At 55.8% G+C, this 20096-nt stretch carries 13 protein-coding genes, 2 tRNA genes and 3 rRNA genes; 1 reads left to right on the top strand and 17 read right to left on the bottom strand.

The window, feature by feature from the left end:
• Positions 1 to 187 precede the first annotated feature (187 nt).
• The 14 genes from ACYZT8_RS25120 to ACYZT8_RS25185 form a co-directional block, all read right to left on the bottom strand.
• Entirely contained in the window at positions 188 to 2491 is a 2304-nt protein-coding gene (locus ACYZT8_RS25120) for a PqiB family protein (RefSeq protein WP_461976788.1), read from the bottom strand.
• Positions 2484 to 3107, bottom strand: a complete 624-nt coding sequence (locus ACYZT8_RS25125) for a paraquat-inducible protein A (protein ID WP_461976790.1) — start codon at positions 3105 to 3107, stop codon at positions 2484 to 2486. The genes ACYZT8_RS25120 and ACYZT8_RS25125 overlap by 8 nt, the downstream gene beginning before the upstream one ends.
• Complete coding sequence (locus ACYZT8_RS25130; protein WP_010458357.1) at positions 3094 to 3753, bottom strand: paraquat-inducible protein A; 660 nt, start codon at positions 3751 to 3753, stop codon at positions 3094 to 3096. Before ACYZT8_RS25130 ends, ACYZT8_RS25125 begins: the two co-directional genes overlap by 14 nt.
• 147 nt (positions 3754 to 3900) lie before the next feature.
• A 5S ribosomal RNA gene (rrf, locus tag ACYZT8_RS25135) occupies positions 3901 to 4016 on the bottom strand.
• A 159-nt stretch (positions 4017 to 4175) separates the two neighbouring features.
• A 23S ribosomal RNA gene (locus ACYZT8_RS25140) occupies positions 4176 to 7067 on the bottom strand.
• A gap of 248 nt (positions 7068 to 7315) precedes the next feature.
• Positions 7316 to 7391: transfer RNA gene (locus ACYZT8_RS25145), tRNA-Ala, on the bottom strand.
• A 30-nt stretch (positions 7392 to 7421) separates the two neighbouring features.
• Positions 7422 to 7498, bottom strand: a tRNA-Ile gene (locus tag ACYZT8_RS25150).
• Between the two features lie 160 nt (positions 7499 to 7658).
• Positions 7659 to 9197: ribosomal RNA gene (locus tag ACYZT8_RS25155) — 16S ribosomal RNA — on the bottom strand.
• Together the 16S, 23S and 5S rRNA genes with 2 tRNA genes alongside form the textbook arrangement of a ribosomal RNA operon.
• Positions 9198 to 9741: 544 nt before the next feature.
• Entirely contained in the window at positions 9742 to 10362 is a 621-nt protein-coding gene (gene msrQ / locus ACYZT8_RS25160; RefSeq protein WP_461976792.1) for a protein-methionine-sulfoxide reductase heme-binding subunit MsrQ, read from the bottom strand.
• Complete coding sequence (gene msrP, locus ACYZT8_RS25165) at positions 10362 to 11375, bottom strand: protein-methionine-sulfoxide reductase catalytic subunit MsrP (protein WP_461976794.1); 1014 nt, start codon at positions 11373 to 11375, stop codon at positions 10362 to 10364. Before msrP ends, msrQ begins: the two co-directional genes overlap by 1 nt.
• A 63-nt stretch (positions 11376 to 11438) precedes the next feature.
• Entirely contained in the window at positions 11439 to 12296 is an 858-nt protein-coding gene (gene pssA / locus ACYZT8_RS25170; protein WP_010467638.1) for a CDP-diacylglycerol--serine O-phosphatidyltransferase, read from the bottom strand.
• Between the two features lie 144 nt (positions 12297 to 12440).
• Complete coding sequence (ilvC, locus tag ACYZT8_RS25175) at positions 12441 to 13457, bottom strand: ketol-acid reductoisomerase (protein WP_007948647.1); 1017 nt, start codon at positions 13455 to 13457, stop codon at positions 12441 to 12443.
• A gap of 48 nt (positions 13458 to 13505) precedes the next feature.
• Positions 13506 to 13997 (bottom strand): acetolactate synthase small subunit, encoded by a 492-nt coding sequence (ilvN, locus tag ACYZT8_RS25180; protein ID WP_003205610.1) that lies wholly within the window; start codon positions 13995 to 13997, stop codon positions 13506 to 13508.
• Between the two features lie 2 nt (positions 13998 to 13999).
• Positions 14000 to 15724, bottom strand: a complete 1725-nt coding sequence (locus ACYZT8_RS25185) for an acetolactate synthase 3 large subunit (protein WP_131061795.1) — start codon at positions 15722 to 15724, stop codon at positions 14000 to 14002.
• 399 nt (positions 15725 to 16123) lie between these two features.
• Between ACYZT8_RS25185 and ACYZT8_RS25190 the strand changes: the two genes are divergently transcribed.
• Positions 16124 to 16537 carry a DUF4124 domain-containing protein gene (locus ACYZT8_RS25190; protein WP_461976796.1) on the top strand — a complete coding sequence of 138 codons (414 nt, stop codon included), beginning with the start codon at positions 16124 to 16126 and terminating at the stop codon, positions 16535 to 16537.
• A 132-nt stretch (positions 16538 to 16669) separates the two neighbouring features.
• Here ACYZT8_RS25190 and ACYZT8_RS25195 read toward each other — a convergent pair whose 3' ends face one another.
• Genes ACYZT8_RS25195 through mrcB form a run of 3 tightly spaced genes read right to left on the bottom strand, consistent with a single transcriptional unit; the run spans position 16670 to position 20080 of the window.
• Positions 16670 to 17005, bottom strand: coding sequence for a YqcC family protein (locus ACYZT8_RS25195; protein ID WP_461976798.1), 336 nt, complete (start codon positions 17003 to 17005; stop codon positions 16670 to 16672).
• Entirely contained in the window at positions 17005 to 17739 is a 735-nt protein-coding gene (locus ACYZT8_RS25200; protein WP_461976800.1) for a tetratricopeptide repeat protein, read from the bottom strand. Before ACYZT8_RS25200 ends, ACYZT8_RS25195 begins: the two co-directional genes overlap by 1 nt.
• A 16-nt stretch (positions 17740 to 17755) precedes the next feature.
• Complete coding sequence (gene mrcB / locus ACYZT8_RS25205; protein WP_461976802.1) at positions 17756 to 20080, bottom strand: penicillin-binding protein 1B; 2325 nt, start codon at positions 20078 to 20080, stop codon at positions 17756 to 17758.
• Positions 20081 to 20096: the final 16 nt, after the last annotated feature.

The following is a 20096-nucleotide window of genomic DNA, read 5'->3' on the forward strand; positions in this document are numbered from 1 at the left end:
CAAATGGATCGCGGCCTTTTTCATAGTCATGTCTTTTAGGCTTTCAGTGCATTTTAGGGCCTCTTCGCGGGCAAGCCCGCTCCCACAGGGTTCTAGGTTGAGCACAGATTCCATGTACACCGCCACTTCCTGTGGGAGCGGGCTTGCCCGCGAAGGCGTCATCACGGACGCCCAATCAGTTTCCTGCTTACTTGCCTATTGCGATTTTCGGCGCCCAAGTCAGCCACTCATCCTCAAACTTGTCGAACAGCGGGAACGTCTGCTCAGGCCGCGCCGGGCTGCCCATGCGATCACCATCCGGCGTGGCGAAGGCGATGCCGCCCTGAATCAATGTTTCCAGGGATTCAGTGCGTACCGTCGCGCCTTTGAACAAACCGTAGTCAAAACCAAAACCGCTGGTGTTCCAGAAACGCGTGCCGCTGCGCACCAATGGCGCGTACTTCGGCTCGATCAGGATGTGTACCAACACACGATCAGCGGTCTGGCCCAATTCATAACCCGTCACTTTGCCCACGGTGACCTCGCGATACGTCACCGGAACTCCGGTCTTCAGCGAACCACGGCGTGCGGCGCTCAGGACCAGACTCAAGCCGGCTTCTTGCTTGGCCGACTCCGGTGGAGTGGCCAGGGCGACGAAGTTCTTCTGCGGACCGAGGTTTTTTGGCGCCGGCTGCACCTCGATATATTGGCCGGTGACCAGCGTTTCGAGGTTCGAGGTCTTGATCAAACCCAGCTCCGGCTTGACCACCCAGAACTGACTGCCGACCCGGGCAATGCGCTCCGGCACTTCGGTGATTCGTGCGGTGAGCATCACCGATTGCAGGTCATCACTGAGGTCGACATCTTCGATCTTTCCGACGTCGAGGCCTTTGAATCTCACGGGGGTGCCGCTGCGCAAGCCATCGGCACGGTCGACCTTGATCGTGACCACGGTGCCTTTCTGATTGGCCTCCTCATGGTTGGCGAACAGACGGAACCGCGGAATGCGCTTCTGCAACGGCGCTTTGGCTTCCGGGGTTTCAAAAGCGATACCGCCGGCCATCAGGCTTTGCAACGACTCGCTTTTGACCTGGATTCCGCCGGTCAATCCGCCCGTGAGCGTGATGCCGCTGGCATTCCAGAAGCGTGTCGACGCATTGACCAGCCCCTCGTATTCCTTCTCGATGTGGACACCGATCACCAGTTGCTTCTTCTTCTTGGAGAACTGATAGCTCTGCACCGAACCGACCTTGACCTGTTTGTAGAGAATCGGACTGCCGACTTCCAGTGAACCCAGGTTTTCGGTGAAAAGCACCAGGTGCAGGCCGGGCGAACGCAGGTCCAGCGGCGGCGCCTTGGGCCTGGCCACGAACTCACGTTGTGGTGCAGCCCCTTTGTCGCCCGGTCGCACGGCGATGTAGTTACCTTTTACCAAGGCTTCCAGTCCGGTGATGCCTGCAAGTGAAATCGATGGCTTGACCACCCAGAACTGAGTGCCTTCGACCAGATAATCCTCGGCCAGTGGATCAAGGGTCAATTCGGCAGTGGCGGCATTCAGGTCCGGATCGACCTTCAGGGCTTTCAGGTTGCCGACCTGGATGCCTTTGTACATGACCGGCGTACGGCCGGCTTGCAAGCCTTCGAAATCGCTCAGTTTGACCTTGACCCGAATACCGGCGGCAGCGGCATCGAAGTCTTCGTAGAGACGGAACGGCAGGCTCGGATCGGTGGGCGGACTGTCCTTGCGGTTCTCCGGCGTGGCGAACGCGATACCACCGGCGACGATGCTGGCAAGCGATTCGCTGCGCACTTTCACGCCGGACAGGTTGGCGTCGATGCTGATGCCACTGGCGTTCCAGAAACGTGTGTGTTTGCGCACCAGATTGGCGTAGGTGGGCTCGATGAAGACTTTGAGTTCGACAGTGCTTTGGTCTTGCGACAGCAAGTAGCTTTTAACCTGCCCGACTTTGATCTGCTTATAGAACACCGGACTGCCGCGATTCAGCGACCCGAGTCGATCAGCCTTTATCGTCAGGTGCAGACCGGGTTGAGCGTCCGACAGCGGGGGTTCTTCGGCCAGTGCCTTGAACTTGCGAACGGGTTCGCCTTCACCGGGACTGACGGCGACATAGTTACCCGACACGAGGGTTTCCAGCCCGGTGATACCGGCCAGGGTCACGCTCGGTTTGACCAGCCAGAAGCGCGTGCTGGTCTTGAGGTACTGCTCAACGTCCTTGTTCATCTCAATGGTGGCGATCACGCCTTTGGAGCTGCCTTCATCATCGAGCTTGAGGGTTTTTACCTTGCCGACAGACATGCCTTTGTAGACGACTTCAGTTTTGTTGGCCTGAATGCCTTCACCGCTTTCGAAACGCACTTGAATCTCGATGCCGGTTTCGCTGTAGGCACGCCAGCCGAGCCAGCCGCCGATGATCAAGGCGATCAGGGGCAACACCCAGATGGCAGACCAGTTCGAGGCCGGTCGGGTTTTAGCTGTAGGCAAATCAGTCATGGTCGTCGTCCGACTCCGTGTTATCCCAAATCAGTCGGGGATCGAAAGTAACTGCGGCAAGCATCGTCAGAATCACCACACTGGCGAAGGCGATGGCGCCAAGATTGGCTTCGACGCTGGCAAGCCGTCCAAAATTCACAACCGCCACCAGGATAGCGATCACAAAGATGTCCAGCATCGACCAGCGGCCGATGAACTCGATAAAGCGATACATCCAGATTCGTTGACGTGCCGAGAGCGGCTGGCGGCGTTGTACTGAAAACAGCAGCAGCGCGATGCCCACGAGCTTGAACGTCGGTACCAGAATACTGGCAATAAAAACCACGGCGGCGATGGGAATCATGCCGTGCTGAACCAATTGGATGACACCGGACATGATGGTGCTGGGATCGCCCTGCCCCAGCGAGCTGACGGTCATGATTGGCAGTACGTTGGCCGGGATGTACAGAATCGCTGCGGTGATCAGCAACGCCCAGGTACGCACCAGACTGTTCGGGCGACGGGCGTGCACCAGCGCACCGCAACGGGTGCAGGTCTGCTCGTCGGTGTCAGCTTCCTGCTTGTTCAATTCATGGCATTCGGCGCAAATCAGAATGCCTGCATCAATCGCCCGCATGGGCATCCTCTCCTGACAAAGCCTGCCAGATCTGATGAGGTGACATCACAACCTCCAGCCAGACCTGGACCAACAACAAACTTATAAAGCATGCCAAACCAAGACCTACGGTAATGGCTGCCATATCTGCCAGTTTTACGATCGCCACCAGTACGCCCATGAGGTAAACCTCGAGCATTCCCCAGTCTCGTAGATGGTGATAAATACGGTAGAGCAGCAAGCCATAGCTACGTCCGATATCAAAGCGGATGCTCAACAACACGGCCAACTGGCAGAGCAGTTTGAGCAGCGGGATTCCCATACTGCACAGGAACACAATCACCGAGACGCCTTGCATGCCGGTATCGAACAGACCGACAACGCCGGTCCAGACAGTGTCTTGCGACGACTGCCCGAGTAGATTGAGCTGCATGATGGGTAAAAAGTTCGCCGGGATATACAACAATAGAGCGGCGATGACCAAAGCGAGACTGCGCTGCACCACGTTGTGCCGATGGGCGTAGAGCTCGTAACCGCAACGCGGACACAGGGCTTTCTCGCCATGGGCGAGCTCGGGTTTGCGCATCAGCAAGTCACACTCATGGCACGCCACCAAATCGTCCAGCGGTAATTCTGACAGCCCAGGGGTGTCAACCGGATCTGGCATAAGGGATCTGGCTCCGAAAAAGTTGGGCCTATTCTAGTGTTATGAGTCGAAAATAACTGTGCAAATTTGTGTGGTAACTGTAGGAGTACTTTCCTGCGGACAAAACAAAACCCCAACTGCTTGCGCAATTGGGGTTTCGGAATTTAATCTTGACGATGACCTACTCTCACATGGGGAAACCCCACACTACCATCGGCGATGCATCGTTTCACTGCTGAGTTCGGGATGGGATCAGGTGGTTCCAATGCTCTATGGTCGTCAAGAAATTCGGGTACTGAGTCGTGACCTGTTGGTCTCGCTTCAGCAAATTGGGTATGTGACAGCTTTCGGTGTTTTGCGAGTATCTCGAACTTTCGGTTCGTTTCGTCTTCACACACCGCAATCTGATGCTCTTTCGAGTAGTCAAATTGCTTGGGTGTTATATGGTCAAGCCTCACGGGCAATTAGTATTGGTTAGCTCAACGCCTCACAGCGCTTACACACCCAACCTATCAACGTCGTAGTCTTCGACGGCCCTTCAGGGGACTCAAGGTCCCAGTGAGATCTCATCTTGAGGCTAGTTTCCCGCTTAGATGCTTTCAGCGGTTATCTATTCCGAACATAGCTACCCGGCAATGCCACTGGCGTGACAACCGGAACACCAGAGGTTCGTCCACTCCGGTCCTCTCGTACTAGGAGCAGCCCCTCTCAAATCTCAAACGTCCACGGCAGATAGGGACCGAACTGTCTCACGACGTTCTAAACCCAGCTCGCGTACCACTTTAAATGGCGAACAGCCATACCCTTGGGACCGGCTTCAGCCCCAGGATGTGATGAGCCGACATCGAGGTGCCAAACACCGCCGTCGATATGAACTCTTGGGCGGTATCAGCCTGTTATCCCCGGAGTACCTTTTATCCGTTGAGCGATGGCCCTTCCATACAGAACCACCGGATCACTAAGACCTACTTTCGTACCTGCTCGACGTGTCTGTCTCGCAGTCAAGCGCGCTTTTGCCTTTATACTCTACGACCGATTTCCGACCGGTCTGAGCGCACCTTCGTACTCCTCCGTTACTCTTTAGGAGGAGACCGCCCCAGTCAAACTACCCACCATACACTGTCCTCGATCCGGATAACGGACCTGAGTTAGAACCTCAAAGTTGCCAGGGTGGTATTTCAAGGTTGGCTCCACGCGAACTGGCGTCCACGCTTCAAAGCCTCCCACCTATCCTACACAAGCAAATTCAAAGTCCAGTGCAAAGCTATAGTAAAGGTTCACGGGGTCTTTCCGTCTAGCCGCGGATACACTGCATCTTCACAGCGATTTCAATTTCACTGAGTCTCGGGTGGAGACAGCGCCGCCATCGTTACGCCATTCGTGCAGGTCGGAACTTACCCGACAAGGAATTTCGCTACCTTAGGACCGTTATAGTTACGGCCGCCGTTTACCGGGGCTTCGATCAAGAGCTTCGCGTTAGCTAACCCCATCAATTAACCTTCCGGCACCGGGCAGGCGTCACACCCTATACGTCCACTTTCGTGTTTGCAGAGTGCTGTGTTTTTAATAAACAGTCGCAGCGGCCTGGTATCTTCGACCGGCATGGGCTTACGCAGTAAATGCTTCACCCTCACCGGCGCACCTTCTCCCGAAGTTACGGTGCCATTTTGCCTAGTTCCTTCACCCGAGTTCTCTCAAGCGCCTTGGTATTCTCTACCCAACCACCTGTGTCGGTTTGGGGTACGGTTCCTGGTTACCTGAAGCTTAGAAGCTTTTCTTGGAAGCATGGCATCAACCACTTCGTGTTCTAAAAGAACACTCGTCATCAGCTCTCGGCCTTAGAATCCCGGATTTACCTAAGATTCCAGCCTACCACCTTAAACTTGGACAACCAACGCCAAGCTGGCCTAGCCTTCTCCGTCCCTCCATCGCAATAACCAGAAGTACAGGAATATTAACCTGTTTTCCATCGACTACGCTTTTCAGCCTCGCCTTAGGGACCGACTAACCCTGCGTCGATTAACGTTGCGCAGGAAACCTTGGTCTTTCGGCGTGGGTGTTTTTCACACCCATTGTCGTTACTCATGTCAGCATTCGCACTTCTGATACCTCCAGCAAGCTTCTCAACTCACCTTCACAGGCTTACAGAACGCTCCTCTACCGCATCACCTAAGTGATACCCGTAGCTTCGGTGTATGGTTTGAGCCCCGTTACATCTTCCGCGCAGGCCGACTCGACTAGTGAGCTATTACGCTTTCTTTAAAGGGTGGCTGCTTCTAAGCCAACCTCCTAGCTGTCTAAGCCTTCCCACATCGTTTCCCACTTAACCATAACTTTGGGACCTTAGCTGACGGTCTGGGTTGTTTCCCTTTTCACGACGGACGTTAGCACCCGCCGTGTGTCTCCCATGCTCGGCACTTGTAGGTATTCGGAGTTTGCATCGGTTTGGTAAGTCGGGATGACCCCCTAGCCGAAACAGTGCTCTACCCCCTACAGTGATACATGAGGCGCTACCTAAATAGCTTTCGAGGAGAACCAGCTATCTCCGAGCTTGATTAGCCTTTCACTCCGATCCACAGGTCATCCGCTAACTTTTCAACGGTAGTCGGTTCGGTCCTCCAGTTAGTGTTACCCAACCTTCAACCTGCCCATGGATAGATCGCCCGGTTTCGGGTCTATTCCCAGCGACTAGACGCCCTATTAAGACTCGCTTTCGCTACGCCTCCCCTATTCGGTTAAGCTCGCCACTGAAAATAAGTCGCTGACCCATTATACAAAAGGTACGCAGTCACCCAACAAAGTGGGCTCCCACTGCTTGTACGCATACGGTTTCAGGATCTATTTCACTCCCCTCTCCGGGGTTCTTTTCGCCTTTCCCTCACGGTACTAGTTCACTATCGGTCAGTCAGTAGTATTTAGCCTTGGAGGATGGTCCCCCCATATTCAGACAAAGTTTCTCGTGCTCCGTCCTACTCGATTTCATGACTAAGAGATTTTCGCGTACAGGGCTATCACCCACTATGGCCGCACTTTCCAGAGCGTTCCGCTAATCTCAAAGCCACTTAAGGGCTAGTCCCCGTTCGCTCGCCACTACTAAGGGAATCTCGGTTGATTTCTTTTCCTCAGGGTACTTAGATGTTTCAGTTCCCCTGGTTCGCCTCTTAAGCCTATGTATTCAGCTTAAGATAACCATCTTATGATGGCTGGGTTCCCCCATTCAGACATCTCCGGATCAAAGTCTGTTTGCCGACTCCCCGAAGCTTTTCGCAGGCTACCACGTCTTTCATCGCCTCTGACTGCCAAGGCATCCACCGTATGCGCTTCTTCACTTGACCATATAACCCCAAGCAATCTGGTTATACTGTGAAGACGACATTCGCCGAAAATTCGATAATACTCAATTAAGAGCAACTCACAAATTTTACCTTAGCCTGAGCCGTTACCAGTGAAAGTAACGTTCAGTCTATCTTTCTATCACATACCCAAATTTTTAAAGAACGATCTAGCCAAAGACTAGAAATCAACATTCACCATGTCACCATGGAATGCTCATTTCTAAGCTTTCAACAACAGAAGCAGTTAGTGGTGGAGCCAAACGGGATCGAACCGTTGACCTCCTGCGTGCAAGGCAGGCGCTCTCCCAGCTGAGCTATGGCCCCGTATTTCTACAGGCGTTTCCCACACAAAATTGGTGGGTCTGGGCAGATTCGAACTGCCGACCTCACCCTTATCAGGGGTGCGCTCTAACCAACTGAGCTACAGACCCAATTTCGAGCTATAAGGCCGACCTCACCCTGCTCTTTACCACAAAGCATGGGGTGCGCTCTAACCAACCAAGCTACAACCCTTAGGGCTGCTTCTTATCGTCTTCTTCAATGAATCAAGCAATTCGTGTGGGAACTTATGGAGCAGCTGATGTCGTCGATTAAGGAGGTGATCCAGCCGCAGGTTCCCCTACGGCTACCTTGTTACGACTTCACCCCAGTCATGAATCACACCGTGGTAACCGTCCTCCCGAAGGTTAGACTAGCTACTTCTGGTGCAACCCACTCCCATGGTGTGACGGGCGGTGTGTACAAGGCCCGGGAACGTATTCACCGCGACATTCTGATTCGCGATTACTAGCGATTCCGACTTCACGCAGTCGAGTTGCAGACTGCGATCCGGACTACGATCGGTTTTCTGGGATTAGCTCCACCTCGCGGCTTGGCAACCCTCTGTACCGACCATTGTAGCACGTGTGTAGCCCAGGCCGTAAGGGCCATGATGACTTGACGTCATCCCCACCTTCCTCCGGTTTGTCACCGGCAGTCTCCTTAGAGTGCCCACCATGACGTGCTGGTAACTAAGGACAAGGGTTGCGCTCGTTACGGGACTTAACCCAACATCTCACGACACGAGCTGACGACAGCCATGCAGCACCTGTCTCAATGTTCCCGAAGGCACCAATCCATCTCTGGAAAGTTCATTGGATGTCAAGGCCTGGTAAGGTTCTTCGCGTTGCTTCGAATTAAACCACATGCTCCACCGCTTGTGCGGGCCCCCGTCAATTCATTTGAGTTTTAACCTTGCGGCCGTACTCCCCAGGCGGTCAACTTAATGCGTTAGCTGCGCCACTAAGAGCTCAAGGCTCCCAACGGCTAGTTGACATCGTTTACGGCGTGGACTACCAGGGTATCTAATCCTGTTTGCTCCCCACGCTTTCGCACCTCAGTGTCAGTATCAGTCCAGGTGGTCGCCTTCGCCACTGGTGTTCCTTCCTATATCTACGCATTTCACCGCTACACAGGAAATTCCACCACCCTCTACCATACTCTAGCTTGTCAGTTTTGAATGCAGTTCCCAGGTTGAGCCCGGGGATTTCACATCCAACTTAACAAACCACCTACGCGCGCTTTACGCCCAGTAATTCCGATTAACGCTTGCACCCTCTGTATTACCGCGGCTGCTGGCACAGAGTTAGCCGGTGCTTATTCTGTCGGTAACGTCAAAGCAGCAAAGTATTAATTTACTGCCCTTCCTCCCAACTTAAAGTGCTTTACAATCCGAAGACCTTCTTCACACACGCGGCATGGCTGGATCAGGCTTTCGCCCATTGTCCAATATTCCCCACTGCTGCCTCCCGTAGGAGTCTGGACCGTGTCTCAGTTCCAGTGTGACTGATCATCCTCTCAGACCAGTTACGGATCGTCGCCTTGGTGAGCCATTACCTCACCAACTAGCTAATCCGACCTAGGCTCATCTGATAGCGCAAGGCCCGAAGGTCCCCTGCTTTCTCCCGTAGGACGTATGCGGTATTAGCGTCCGTTTCCGAGCGTTATCCCCCACTACCAGGCAGATTCCTAGGCATTACTCACCCGTCCGCCGCTCGCCACCAGGTACAAGTACCCGTGCTGCCGCTCGACTTGCATGTGTTAGGCCTGCCGCCAGCGTTCAATCTGAGCCATGATCAAACTCTTCAGTTCAAACATCTTTGGGTTTTTAAGAAACCCTAAACTTGGCTCAGCAATCGTTGGTTACATCTTTGATTTCTCGCGGAGTAACTTGTGATGCTGATAATCTTGTTGACTATCAGTCTGACTCCACAAGCACCCACACGAATTGCTTGATTCAGTTGTTAAAGAGCGGTTGGTTAAGATCTTTCGTCTCAACCGAGGCGCGCATTCTACAGCAGCCTCTGTTGCTGTCAAGCGGTTATTTTCAGAAGTTTTCAAAGTTTCCTTTGCAACTTCAACCACTTGCGCTTCCGATCTCTCGTTAGCGGGAGGCGAATTCTACAGCGTTACTCGCTGCTGTCAACACCTCTTTTTCTCCGCTTTCGACCGAGAAGATCGAACCGTCAATCAAGCCCTACAACCCTGCTTGATCAACTCCTTCTGGACTTCGATGACCTGAAGCAACTCGCTGCCGAAAACTGCGTAACTCTTTGTTTACCAAGGAGTTTTCCGTTTCGACTGCGCCGGAAGTGGGGCGAATTATAGACTTCCAGAATCTGCCGTCAACCCCTAATTACGCCTTTCTTGCAGAAGGTGCCTTTTTAGCTATTAAACGCGGGATTCGACGGGCAATCGGGGGAACGCGCAGCACTAATAGGAACGCCCCGATAGAGGCATAGATAGCCCACTCCTTCAGATCGGCACGAACGATCCACAACATATGCAGCAATCCAAGCCCGAGAATGACATACACCAGACGATGCAGCTTCTTCCAGCGAACACCCAGGCGTCGCTGACTATAACGATTGGAGGTCACCGCCAATGCCAGCAAACAGAGAAACCCCAACGCCCCGACAATAATGTACGGCCGCTTGCGCAACTCGACACCCAGCTGCGACCAATCAAACCCAAGAATGAACGCCGTATAGCCGCTCAAATGCAGAACCACATAAGCGAAACACCACAAACCCAGCTGTCGCCGTACGGCAATCCACCCCGCCCAACCGGTGAGTTTCTGCAAAGGCGTCATGCTTAACGTTATTAGTAGCAGGACAAGCGTCCCCAGCCCTAGCCGATCAACCAGCACCTTGCCCGGATCTGGACCCAACACATCCTGCCAGGCCTGATACAACCAAAACAGCGGCCAGACCGCTGCAGCTATAAAGACGCCAATTCGCCAAAACGGATAACGCATCAGTAGTTCTTCCGCAGATCGAGCCCTGTATAGAGAGAGGCGACTTCACCCGAGTAGCCGTTGAACATTTGCGTGTCCCGAACATTGGGCTTGAACAGACCGCTCGGCAAACGACGCTCCCGCGCTTGAGTCCAGCGCGGATGATCAACCGTAGGATTCACATTCGCATAGAAACCATACTCATCCGCGGCAATGCTCTGCCAGGTGGTTTTCGGCTGTTCGCTGACCAGGCTGATCCGCACGATGGATTTGACGCTCTTGAAGCCGTACTTCCAAGGCACCACCAAACGCAGCGGCGCTCCGTTCTGATTCGGCAGTTCGCGCCCATACATGCCCACCGCAAGAATGGCCAACGGATTCATCGCTTCGTCCAGGCGCAAACCCTCTACATAGGGCCACTCGATCAAGGCAAAACCGGATCGCTGTCCCGGCATGCTTTTCGGATCCTGCAGCGTTTCGAAGCGGATGAACTTAGCCTTCGACGTCGGCTCGACCTCCTTCAGCAAAGCCGAAAGGGGAAAACCGATCCAGGGAATGACCATCGACCAGGCCTCAACACAGCGAAGACGGTAGATCCGCTCCTCCAACTGATAAGGCTTCATGAAGTCTTCCAGCGCATACCGCCCCGGCTTGCCCACCTCCCCGTCCACCACCACAGTCCAAGGCTCAGTCTTCAACGAACCAGCATTGGCAGCAGGGTCGCCTTTATCAGTGCCGAACTCATAGAAGTTGTTGTAGTGGGTCGCATCCTTGAAAGGCGTGATCGCCTCATCCTTGACGTTGACCGCCCCCCACTTAGTAGAAGGAAGCTTTTCGGCAAACCATGAAGGCGCCTTGCCCGGTTCGACATCGGCGTAACGAGCGGCTTCATCAGCACTGACCCAACGCGGCAGACTGCTCACAGCCAGACCGGCAGCGGCTGCACCCAATAGATTGCGTCGAGACAGATAGAAGGATTCAGGCGTGACGTCCGACTCATGACAGTCAGACGCGTTGGAGACTTTGATCAGCATGGCAACTCCGCAGCATTGGAGGACAGATGCACCAATAGACTGCGGAGTATGAGGGAAATTACATCACTCGGCGTTTTTGTGCCGACGAAGATGCAACAGATATTGCACCGGACCAGACGCCGCGTAAGCGAGGAAAACCAGCAGCAGAATACGCGGTGGATCACTGAAGACCACGGCAAACACCAGCACCACCGCGAGGATCGCGACAAAGGGTACTCGCCCCTTCAAATCCAGCTCCTTGAAGCTGTTGTATTTGATGTTGCTGACCATCAGCATGCCGGCGGCGGCAACCATCAGCGCAACCAGGAACGACATCTTCGACCCCTGAATGCCGTAATCGCTGAACGCCCAGACAATCCCCGCCACCACACCAGCAGCAGCCGGACTGGCCAGACCGATGAAGTAGCGCTTGTCCGCGGTGCCGACTTGAGTATTGAAGCGCGCCAGACGCAGCGCCGCACCCGCGACATAGATGAAGGCAACCATCCAGCCGACCTTGCCCATGTCGCCCAAGGCCCAGCCAAACGCCAGCAATGCCGGCGCAACACCAAAGGCGACCATGTCCGACAACGAATCGTACTCGGCACCGAACGCACTCTGGGTATTGGTCATGCGGGCAACGCGACCATCAAGGCCGTCGAGCACCATGGCGACGAAAATCGCGATCGCGGCAAACGCGAAATACTTGCTCGCGCCAATCGAATCACCGGCACTCAAGGCACTCTGGGCGCTCATCGAGCTGATGATGGAATAAAACCCTGCGAACAGGTTCGCAGTGGTGAACAGATTCGGCAGAAGATAGATACCACGATGCCGGACTTTACGGCCTTCAGCGTCATGCCCTTCCTCGATGTGCTCATCGATGGGCAGCAGGCTTTCGGCGTCAGAAGCCTTGTTTGGCTCTTCGGGACGTTCGCTCATGGACAATACCTTGCAACGGGGTGGAAAGTTTCGACAGGTGTCTGGGACGACGGTTCGGCCGCAAACGATGCAGCTTTATACCAGAACCGGCTACCCAAACGAAAAAACGCGGCCTAAGCCGCGTTTTTCGTACAAGTGCGCGACTTAGTTTTTAGCTTTGTCGACGATCTTGTTGGCACCGATCCACGGCATCATGGAGCGCAGTTGCTCGCCGATGATCTCGATACCGTGAGCGGCGTTGTTGCGACGCTTGGCGGTCATCGAAGGGTAGCCGGTTGCACCTTCGCTGATGAACATTTTGGCGTATTCGCCGTCCTGAATACGTTTCAGGGCGTTGCGCATGGCCTGACGGGACTCGGCGTTGATCACTTCCGGACCGGTCACGTACTCGCCGTATTCGGCGTTGTTGGAGATCGAGTAGTTCATGTTGGCGATACCGCCTTCGTACATGAGGTCAACGATCAGCTTCAGTTCGTGCAGGCATTCGAAGTAGGCCATTTCCGGCGCGTAGCCAGCTTCAACCAGGGTTTCGAAACCGGCTTTGACCAGTTCAACGGTACCGCCGCACAGAACAGCTTGTTCGCCGAACAGGTCGGTTTCGGTCTCGTCCTTGAAGGTGGTTTCGATGATGCCGGTACGACCGCCACCAACGCCAGCGGCGTAGGACAGTGCAACGTTCTTGGCGTTGCCCGAAGCATCCTGATAGATAGCGATCAGGTCAGGGATACCGCCGCCTTTGACGAATTCGGAACGCACGGTGTGGCCCGGTGCTTTCGGCGCGATCATGATCACGTCGAGGTCAGCGCGCGGAACAACCTGGTTGTAGTGGATCGCGAAGCCGTGGGAGAAGGCCAGGGTGGCGCCTTTCTTGATGTTCGGCTCGATTTCGTTCTTGTACAGGGCAGACTGGAACTCGTCCGGGGTCAGGATCATGACCAGGTCGGCAGCCGCAACAGCGGAAGCAACGTCGGTCACTTTCAGGCCATGAGCTTCGGCTTTGGCAACAGTGGCCGAACCTTTGCGCAGACCGACAGTAACGTCAACGCCGGAGTCTTTCAGGTTGCACGCTTGAGCGTGACCCTGGGAGCCGTAACCGATGATGGCAACTTTCTTGCCCTGGATGATCGACAGGTCGCAGTCTTTTTCGTAATAAACTTTCATGAAATTCCCCTATATATCCAGGCCGTTCAGGCCGTTCGCTAATTTGGTTTAGATGCTGAGTACTTTGTCGCCGCGAGCGATACCGGTGACGCCGCTACGGACGGTTTCCAGGATCGAGGCGGTGCCAATGGACTGAATGAAGCTGTCGAGCTTGTCGCTGGTACCGGTCAATTGAACGGTATACACGCTAGCGCTGACATCGACGATCTGCCCACGGTAAATATCGGTGGTGCGCTTGATCTCGGCGCGCTGGGCGCCGGTGGCCTTGACCTTGACCAGCATCAGTTCGCGCTCGATGTGAGCACTCTCCGACAGGTCGACCAGTTTGACCACTTCGATCAGCTTGTTCAGGTTCTTGGTGATCTGCTCGATGATTTCATCGTGGCCGACAGTGGTCAGCGTCAGACGCGACAAGGTCGGGTCTTCCGTGGGTGCCACAGTCAGGCTTTCAATGTTGTAGTTGCGCTGCGAGAACAGGCCGACTACACGAGACAGAGCGCCGGGTTCGTTTTCCAGAAGCAGGGAAATAATATGTCGCATGATTAAGTACGCTCCGTCTTGCTCAGCCACATATCACGCATGGAGCCGTCTTTGATCTGCATCGGGTAGACGTGTTCGCCGGCGTCGACCTTGATGTCGATGAACACCAGACGATCCTTCATCGCGAATGCCTGCTCCATCATCGGCTTCAAATCCTTCAAGTCCGTGATGCGCATACCGACGTGACCGTAGGCTTCGGCCAACTTGACGAAGTCCGGCAACGATTCCATGTAGGAGTGCGAGTGACGTGCGCCGTAGCTCATGTCCTGCCACTGACGGACCATGCCGAGCACGCCGTTGTTGAGCAGGATGATCTTCACCGGCAGGTCATGTTGCAGGCAAGTGGACAGCTCCTGGATGTTCATCTGGATGCTGCCTTCACCGGTCACGCAAGCCACATCGGCTTCCGGGAAGCTCAGTTTCACGCCCATTGCTGCCGGGAAACCGAAGCCCATCGTGCCCAGGCCGCCGGAGTTGATCCAGCGATTAGGCTTGTTGAAGCGGTAGTACTGGGCCGCGAACATCTGGTGCTGACCCACGTCCGAAGCAATGTAGGCGTCGCCCTTGGTCACTTCGTGCAGGGTTTCGATAACGGTCTGCGGCTTGATGATGCTGCCGTCCCCTTTGTTGTAAGGGAACATGTCGCGATCACCGCGCCACTCTTCAACCTGCTTCCACCAGGCAGCAACCGAATCCTTGTTAGGGGTTTCGCCGATTTCCTTGAAGGTAGCGACCATTTCGGTCAATACGCTTTCCACCGGACCAACGATAGGAACGTCGGCCTTGATGGTTTTGGAGATCGAAGCCGGGTCGATATCGATGTGGATGATCTTGGCGCTTGGGCAGAATTTCGATGCACCGTTGATAACACGGTCATCGAAACGCGCGCCCACGGCCATGATCACGTCCGCATGGTGCATCGCCAGGTTGGCGGTGTAGCTGCCGTGCATACCGAGCATGCCGAGGAACTGACGGTCGCTGCCCGGATAGGCGCCGAGGCCCATCAAGGTATTGGTGACCGGCACGTTCAACAGTTGAGCCAGTTCGGTCAATGGCGCGGAGCCGTTGCCCAGAATGACGCCGCCGCCGGCATAGATGATCGGCCGCTTGGCCGCCAACAGCATTTCCACCGCTTTGCGGATCTGGCCCGAGTGGCCACGAACCGCCGGGCTGTAGGAACGCAGCTTGGCTTTTTTCGGGAAGATGTATTCGAACTTCTCGGCCGGGTTGGTCATGTCTTTCGGGATGTCGACAACGACAGGACCAGGACGACCGGATTGCGCCAGGTAGAACGCCTTTTTCATGACTTCCGGGATTTCCGAAGCATGCTTGATCATGAAACTGTGTTTCACGATCGGCCGGGAGATACCGATCATGTCGGTTTCCTGGAAGGCATCGGTACCGACCATGGTGCTAGGCACCTGGGCGGTCAGGATCACCATCGGGATCGAGTCCATGTACGCAGTGGCAATACCGGTAATGACGTTGGTCGCGCCGGGACCGGAGGTCACCAGTACGACGCCGGCCTTGCCAGTGGCGCGCGCATAGCCGTCAGCCATGTGCGTGGCAGCCTGCTCATGACGAACGAGAATATGTTGAACGGCTGGTTCTTTGAACAGTGCGTCGTAGATATGCAATGCGGCACCACCAGGGTACCCATAGATATATTTAACGCCTTCGTCACGCAAAAAGCGGACGAGCATCTCACCGCCAGATAAAAGCTCCACGTTGTTCACCTCTAAAACGCCAGAATACCGCCCACATAAAAGGGGACGGGTCTTAATAGGTTTACTTCTCAGCAGAGCATGAGCGACGGTGGTCGCCGACTACGTCAGCACTGACTGAGCAAGTATTGGGATCGTCCCAAGTGTTGCGGGCCTTTCCCACCCAGCGCGAGGTAACGCGTTGCGGGTGTAACAGGTCGGCGCGGATGTGCGCCTCATGATCTGCTGAGTGGGTCTGCTTCTGGCAGTCCCTCTACAGCGGACTTTGGATTCTTCTGTTTCGTCCCCTGCAAGTCAAGCCGTCTATGTGCTTTATTGAAGTAAGCACATGAGAAAGCAAGAAAAAACCGCTAAACAGCAACTGTGTTAGCTTCAATTGCGCAACTCTGGCAAGGAAATGGCATGCGAACGTTCTTCATCGTCACTTTGCTGATCAGCCCTTTGTGTATGGCCGGTCAGATCTACAAATGGGTCGACGCCCAAGGCGTTACTCACTTCGACGCGCAACCGCCGCAAGGCCAGGAGGCCGCCACGGTGGTGACGCCCTCCCCGTCTGCCGGCAAACCCGCCGTGCCAACGCGTAGCACAGCGATTGGCGATCAACAGGCCATCGACAACACAGTAAAAAAACAGGTCGCCGAGCAGCAGGCCCAGCTGAAGGTGTTTTGCGAGCAGGCGCGAACGAACCTGGCCCAGCTGCAAAACAATCCGCGATTGCGGGAGGATGTCGACGGTGAGCTGCGCCGCCTGACCGACGAGCAACGTCAGGAACGCACAACCGAAGCTCAGAAACAGATTGGGGAAAACTGCCAATAGGCATCTGTAGGCGCTGTCGAGTGAAACGAGTCTGCGATCTTTTGATTTTGTTTGTAAAAAAGCAAAGTCAAAAGATCGCAGCCTCGTTTCACTCGACAGCTGCTACAAAACGCCTACAACGGAAGATGGGAGTCAGCGAGAGGCGGTGATCAGCAGATCGAATTCTTTGAGCAGGACCTGCAACTGCCGATCCTTACCCTGGACATTGCGGGAGGCGAAGACCATTTCGGCCATCTCCTGAATCCCCGACGCGTTGGGCAGCGGCAGATCCTGTTCGAGGATGATCTTCATCCGCGGCAAGAAGATCCATTGCAGCCACTGCTCGAAATCCAGCGTATCGACCGAAAACGGTTCGACGCTGGATAACGCCTCAGCGGATGGCGAAACGTCGTCCCACCAACCCTGAACCCGCAATTCACGCTCGATCAACAATAGCTGCTCGGCAATCTTGGGGAAGCGTGCGTCCATCACAGCGAAACCTTGGCCTTCTGACGGGCCAGTGCAGCACCGGAGGAATCACCCTGCTTCTCACGCGCCTGGGCGATCAAATCCCACAGGCTGGCCTGAAGCGCCGGACGACCATTGGCGAACGTCAGACCACGACGAGCGAACTGTTCAGCCTGAGGTGCATCGCCTTGGGCCATGCGCACCTGAGCCAATCGATAAAGCACTTGCGGCTCACGCGGTGCAACACGCTGGGCGCGCTCGAGACTGGAGGACGCACCGTTGAGGTCACCGCCGGCCTGTTGCTGCTGAGCAGTGGTCAACAACGCCAGAACTGGACCGTCCAGTTGCTCATCGGCAGACAAGCCACCGGAGCTCGACGAAGGAATCCCGCTCGGCGTCGACGGCATGCTGTAGCTGCCCTGATTGATCGGTGCCGATTGCACCGGCGAGGTGTCGATCGGCCCTGGGGTAATCGGGCCCGGCGTGATCGGCCCGGTGCTGATCGGTGCCGACGCCACTGCGCCGCCACCTGGGACCATCACGACGACACCGGTGTCACCTTGTGGAATCGCCTGAGTCTGGGCTTGCACAGGGCGTTTTGACGTCGTCTGACGGAAACCGCCATTGGCCGACACTCGCTCACTGTTGGAGACCGCGCTGCCAGAATCCACAACCGGGATCGAACCGCGCTGTACGGAGGAACAACCGCTGAGCAAAGCCACGGCGGTAACCGCTGGAATCAACCACTTGTTCACTTGAAACCCTCTTTGCTTAATTCATCCAGCCCTTGACCCAATCCATCACCGTTTCGCCGGATGCAGGGCTTTCGCCACCGCACGCAGCGCCGGGAGGCGGTTCGCTGCCGCGAATATACGGCATCTGCACAGCACCTGGGCAGCTGCCTTCGGAACCTTGCCCGGTACGCGAATCGACCCAGGCCTGAACAATGTTATCCGGCTGCGGCATGTCCAGCGGCAGCGGATCGGCCTTGCGCATGAAACTGGTCCAGACCTGCAACGCACCGGTGGCACCGGTGAACGGCGTCTTGCCGTTGTCATCGCGTCCCAACCAGACTACTGCCAGCAAGTCCTGGCTGAAACCGGCGAACCAGCTGTCCCGCGAGTCGTTACTGGTACCGGTTTTACCCGCCAGGGTCAGGGTTTTCGGCAGCACGTTATAAACCGAACTGCCGGTACCTTCACGCATGACCCGCTGCATGGCGCTCTGGATCAGGTAAATGGAGGCCGGGTCGAAACGCTGCTCAATCTGGAACGGATAACGCTTGAGCGGCTCGCCTTCGGCGGTCAGTACACTACGAATCCCGCGCATCGGCGTATTGAAACCACCGTTGGCCAGCGTCTGATACATGGTCGCCACTTCGATCGGCGTCAAACCACCCGCCCCCAGCAACATCGAAGGGAACGCCGGAAACTCGCGACTGACACCCAGGCGCGCCAGTGTCTTCAGAACATTCGGTACACCCACCGCCAACCCGAGACGCGCCGTCGACAGGTTGTAGGAATGGGCCAGGCCCTGGTACAGGAACACCGTACCGTGGGAGCGGCGATCGTAGTTCTGGGGTTTCCAGACCTGACCATCCGCGCCTTTGATCGAGAAGGATTCGTCCGACAGCCAACTGGTCAGCGTGTACTGGCTCGGTTTCTCAAGGGCTGTCAGATACACCGCGGGCTTGATCAACGAACCGATCGGTCGCACCGCATCCAGCGCACGGTTGAAGCCGGCGAAACTCGCCTGACGGCTGCCAATCATGGCCTGGACTTCACCGGTTTCCGGGTTGGTCACGACCATCGCCGCTTCAACCTCATCGGAACCCTTGCGCCCGGCGAGGCGTTTAAAGGTGTCGTTGACCGACGCCTCGGCTTTCATCTGCAGGATCGGGTCGAAACTGGTGAAGATCCGCAGGCCCTCTTCGGTCAAGTCTTCGTCGCGGTAGTCTTCGCGCAACTGACGTTTAACCAGGTCGAGGAAGCCCGGAAAAGAACTGTCCGCCAGCTTGCCGCGAGTTGTCACACCCAGTGGCATGTTCTTCGCGGCGGCGACCTGTTCGGCGGTGGCGACGCCCTGCTGCTCAAGCACATCGAGCACCAGATTGCGTCGCTCCAGTGCCCGCTCCGGGTTGCGGCGCGGGTTGTAATAAGACGGCCCCTTGACCATCCCCACCAGCATGGCGACTTGATGCAGTTTCAGCTCGGACAATGGCTGCCCAAAGAAGAACTGGCTGGCCAGGCCGAAACCGTGCACCGCGCGCTGTCCATCCTGACCGACGAACACTTCATTGAGGTACGCCTCAAGAATCTCCCGTTTGTCGTAATGCAGCTCAAGCAGCATCGCCATCATGGCTTCGGTGAGCTTGCGGGTCAGGCTGCGTTCGCTGGTCAGGTAGAAATTCTTCACCAACTGCTGGGTCAGCGTACTACCGCCCTGGGTCATCTTGCCGCCAGAGGTGTTGACCCACACGGCGCGGGCAATCGATTTGGGCGACACGCCCCAGTGGCTATAGAAATCCCGGTCTTCGACAGCCACCAGGGTTTCCAGCAGATACGGCGGGACCTGATCGATTTTGATCAGAATGCGATCTTCGAGGTTTTTCGGGTAAATCCCGCCGATCAGCAGCGGCTCCAACCGCACGACCGAAAGCTTAGAACCGTTGGTCGCCGAAAGTTCGGCCACATAGTCGCCGGAGAAGCGCACGCGCACCGGTTGAGCCGTTTCCAGGCCTTCATAGAACTGGAAGCCACGGGTATTCAAGTCGACGGTGTTGCCGGTGACCGCCGCAGCGCCGGGGCCGTTGCTCACGGCCTCACGGCGATAGCCCAAGGCATCGAGTTCGGTAAGGAAGTCTTCCTTGCTCAGCTTTTGGCCGGTGAACAGCTCAAGCGGGCGCGCGTACACCTTGGCCGGGATGGTCCAGCGCTTGCCGGAGAACTTCTCCTGGACCACGGCGTCGAGATAAACCGCGAACCCGGCGAGCACCACGAGGCCGACCAGGCTGAGTTTAAGGGCCCAGCCCAGCCAGGGGCTCAAGCCCTTGGAAGGTGGTTTTTTGGGGGTACGGGGGGATCGAGTACGAGTCATGGCGGCGGATTATACG

The organism is Pseudomonas sp. LB3P93 (genome assembly GCF_054898025.1).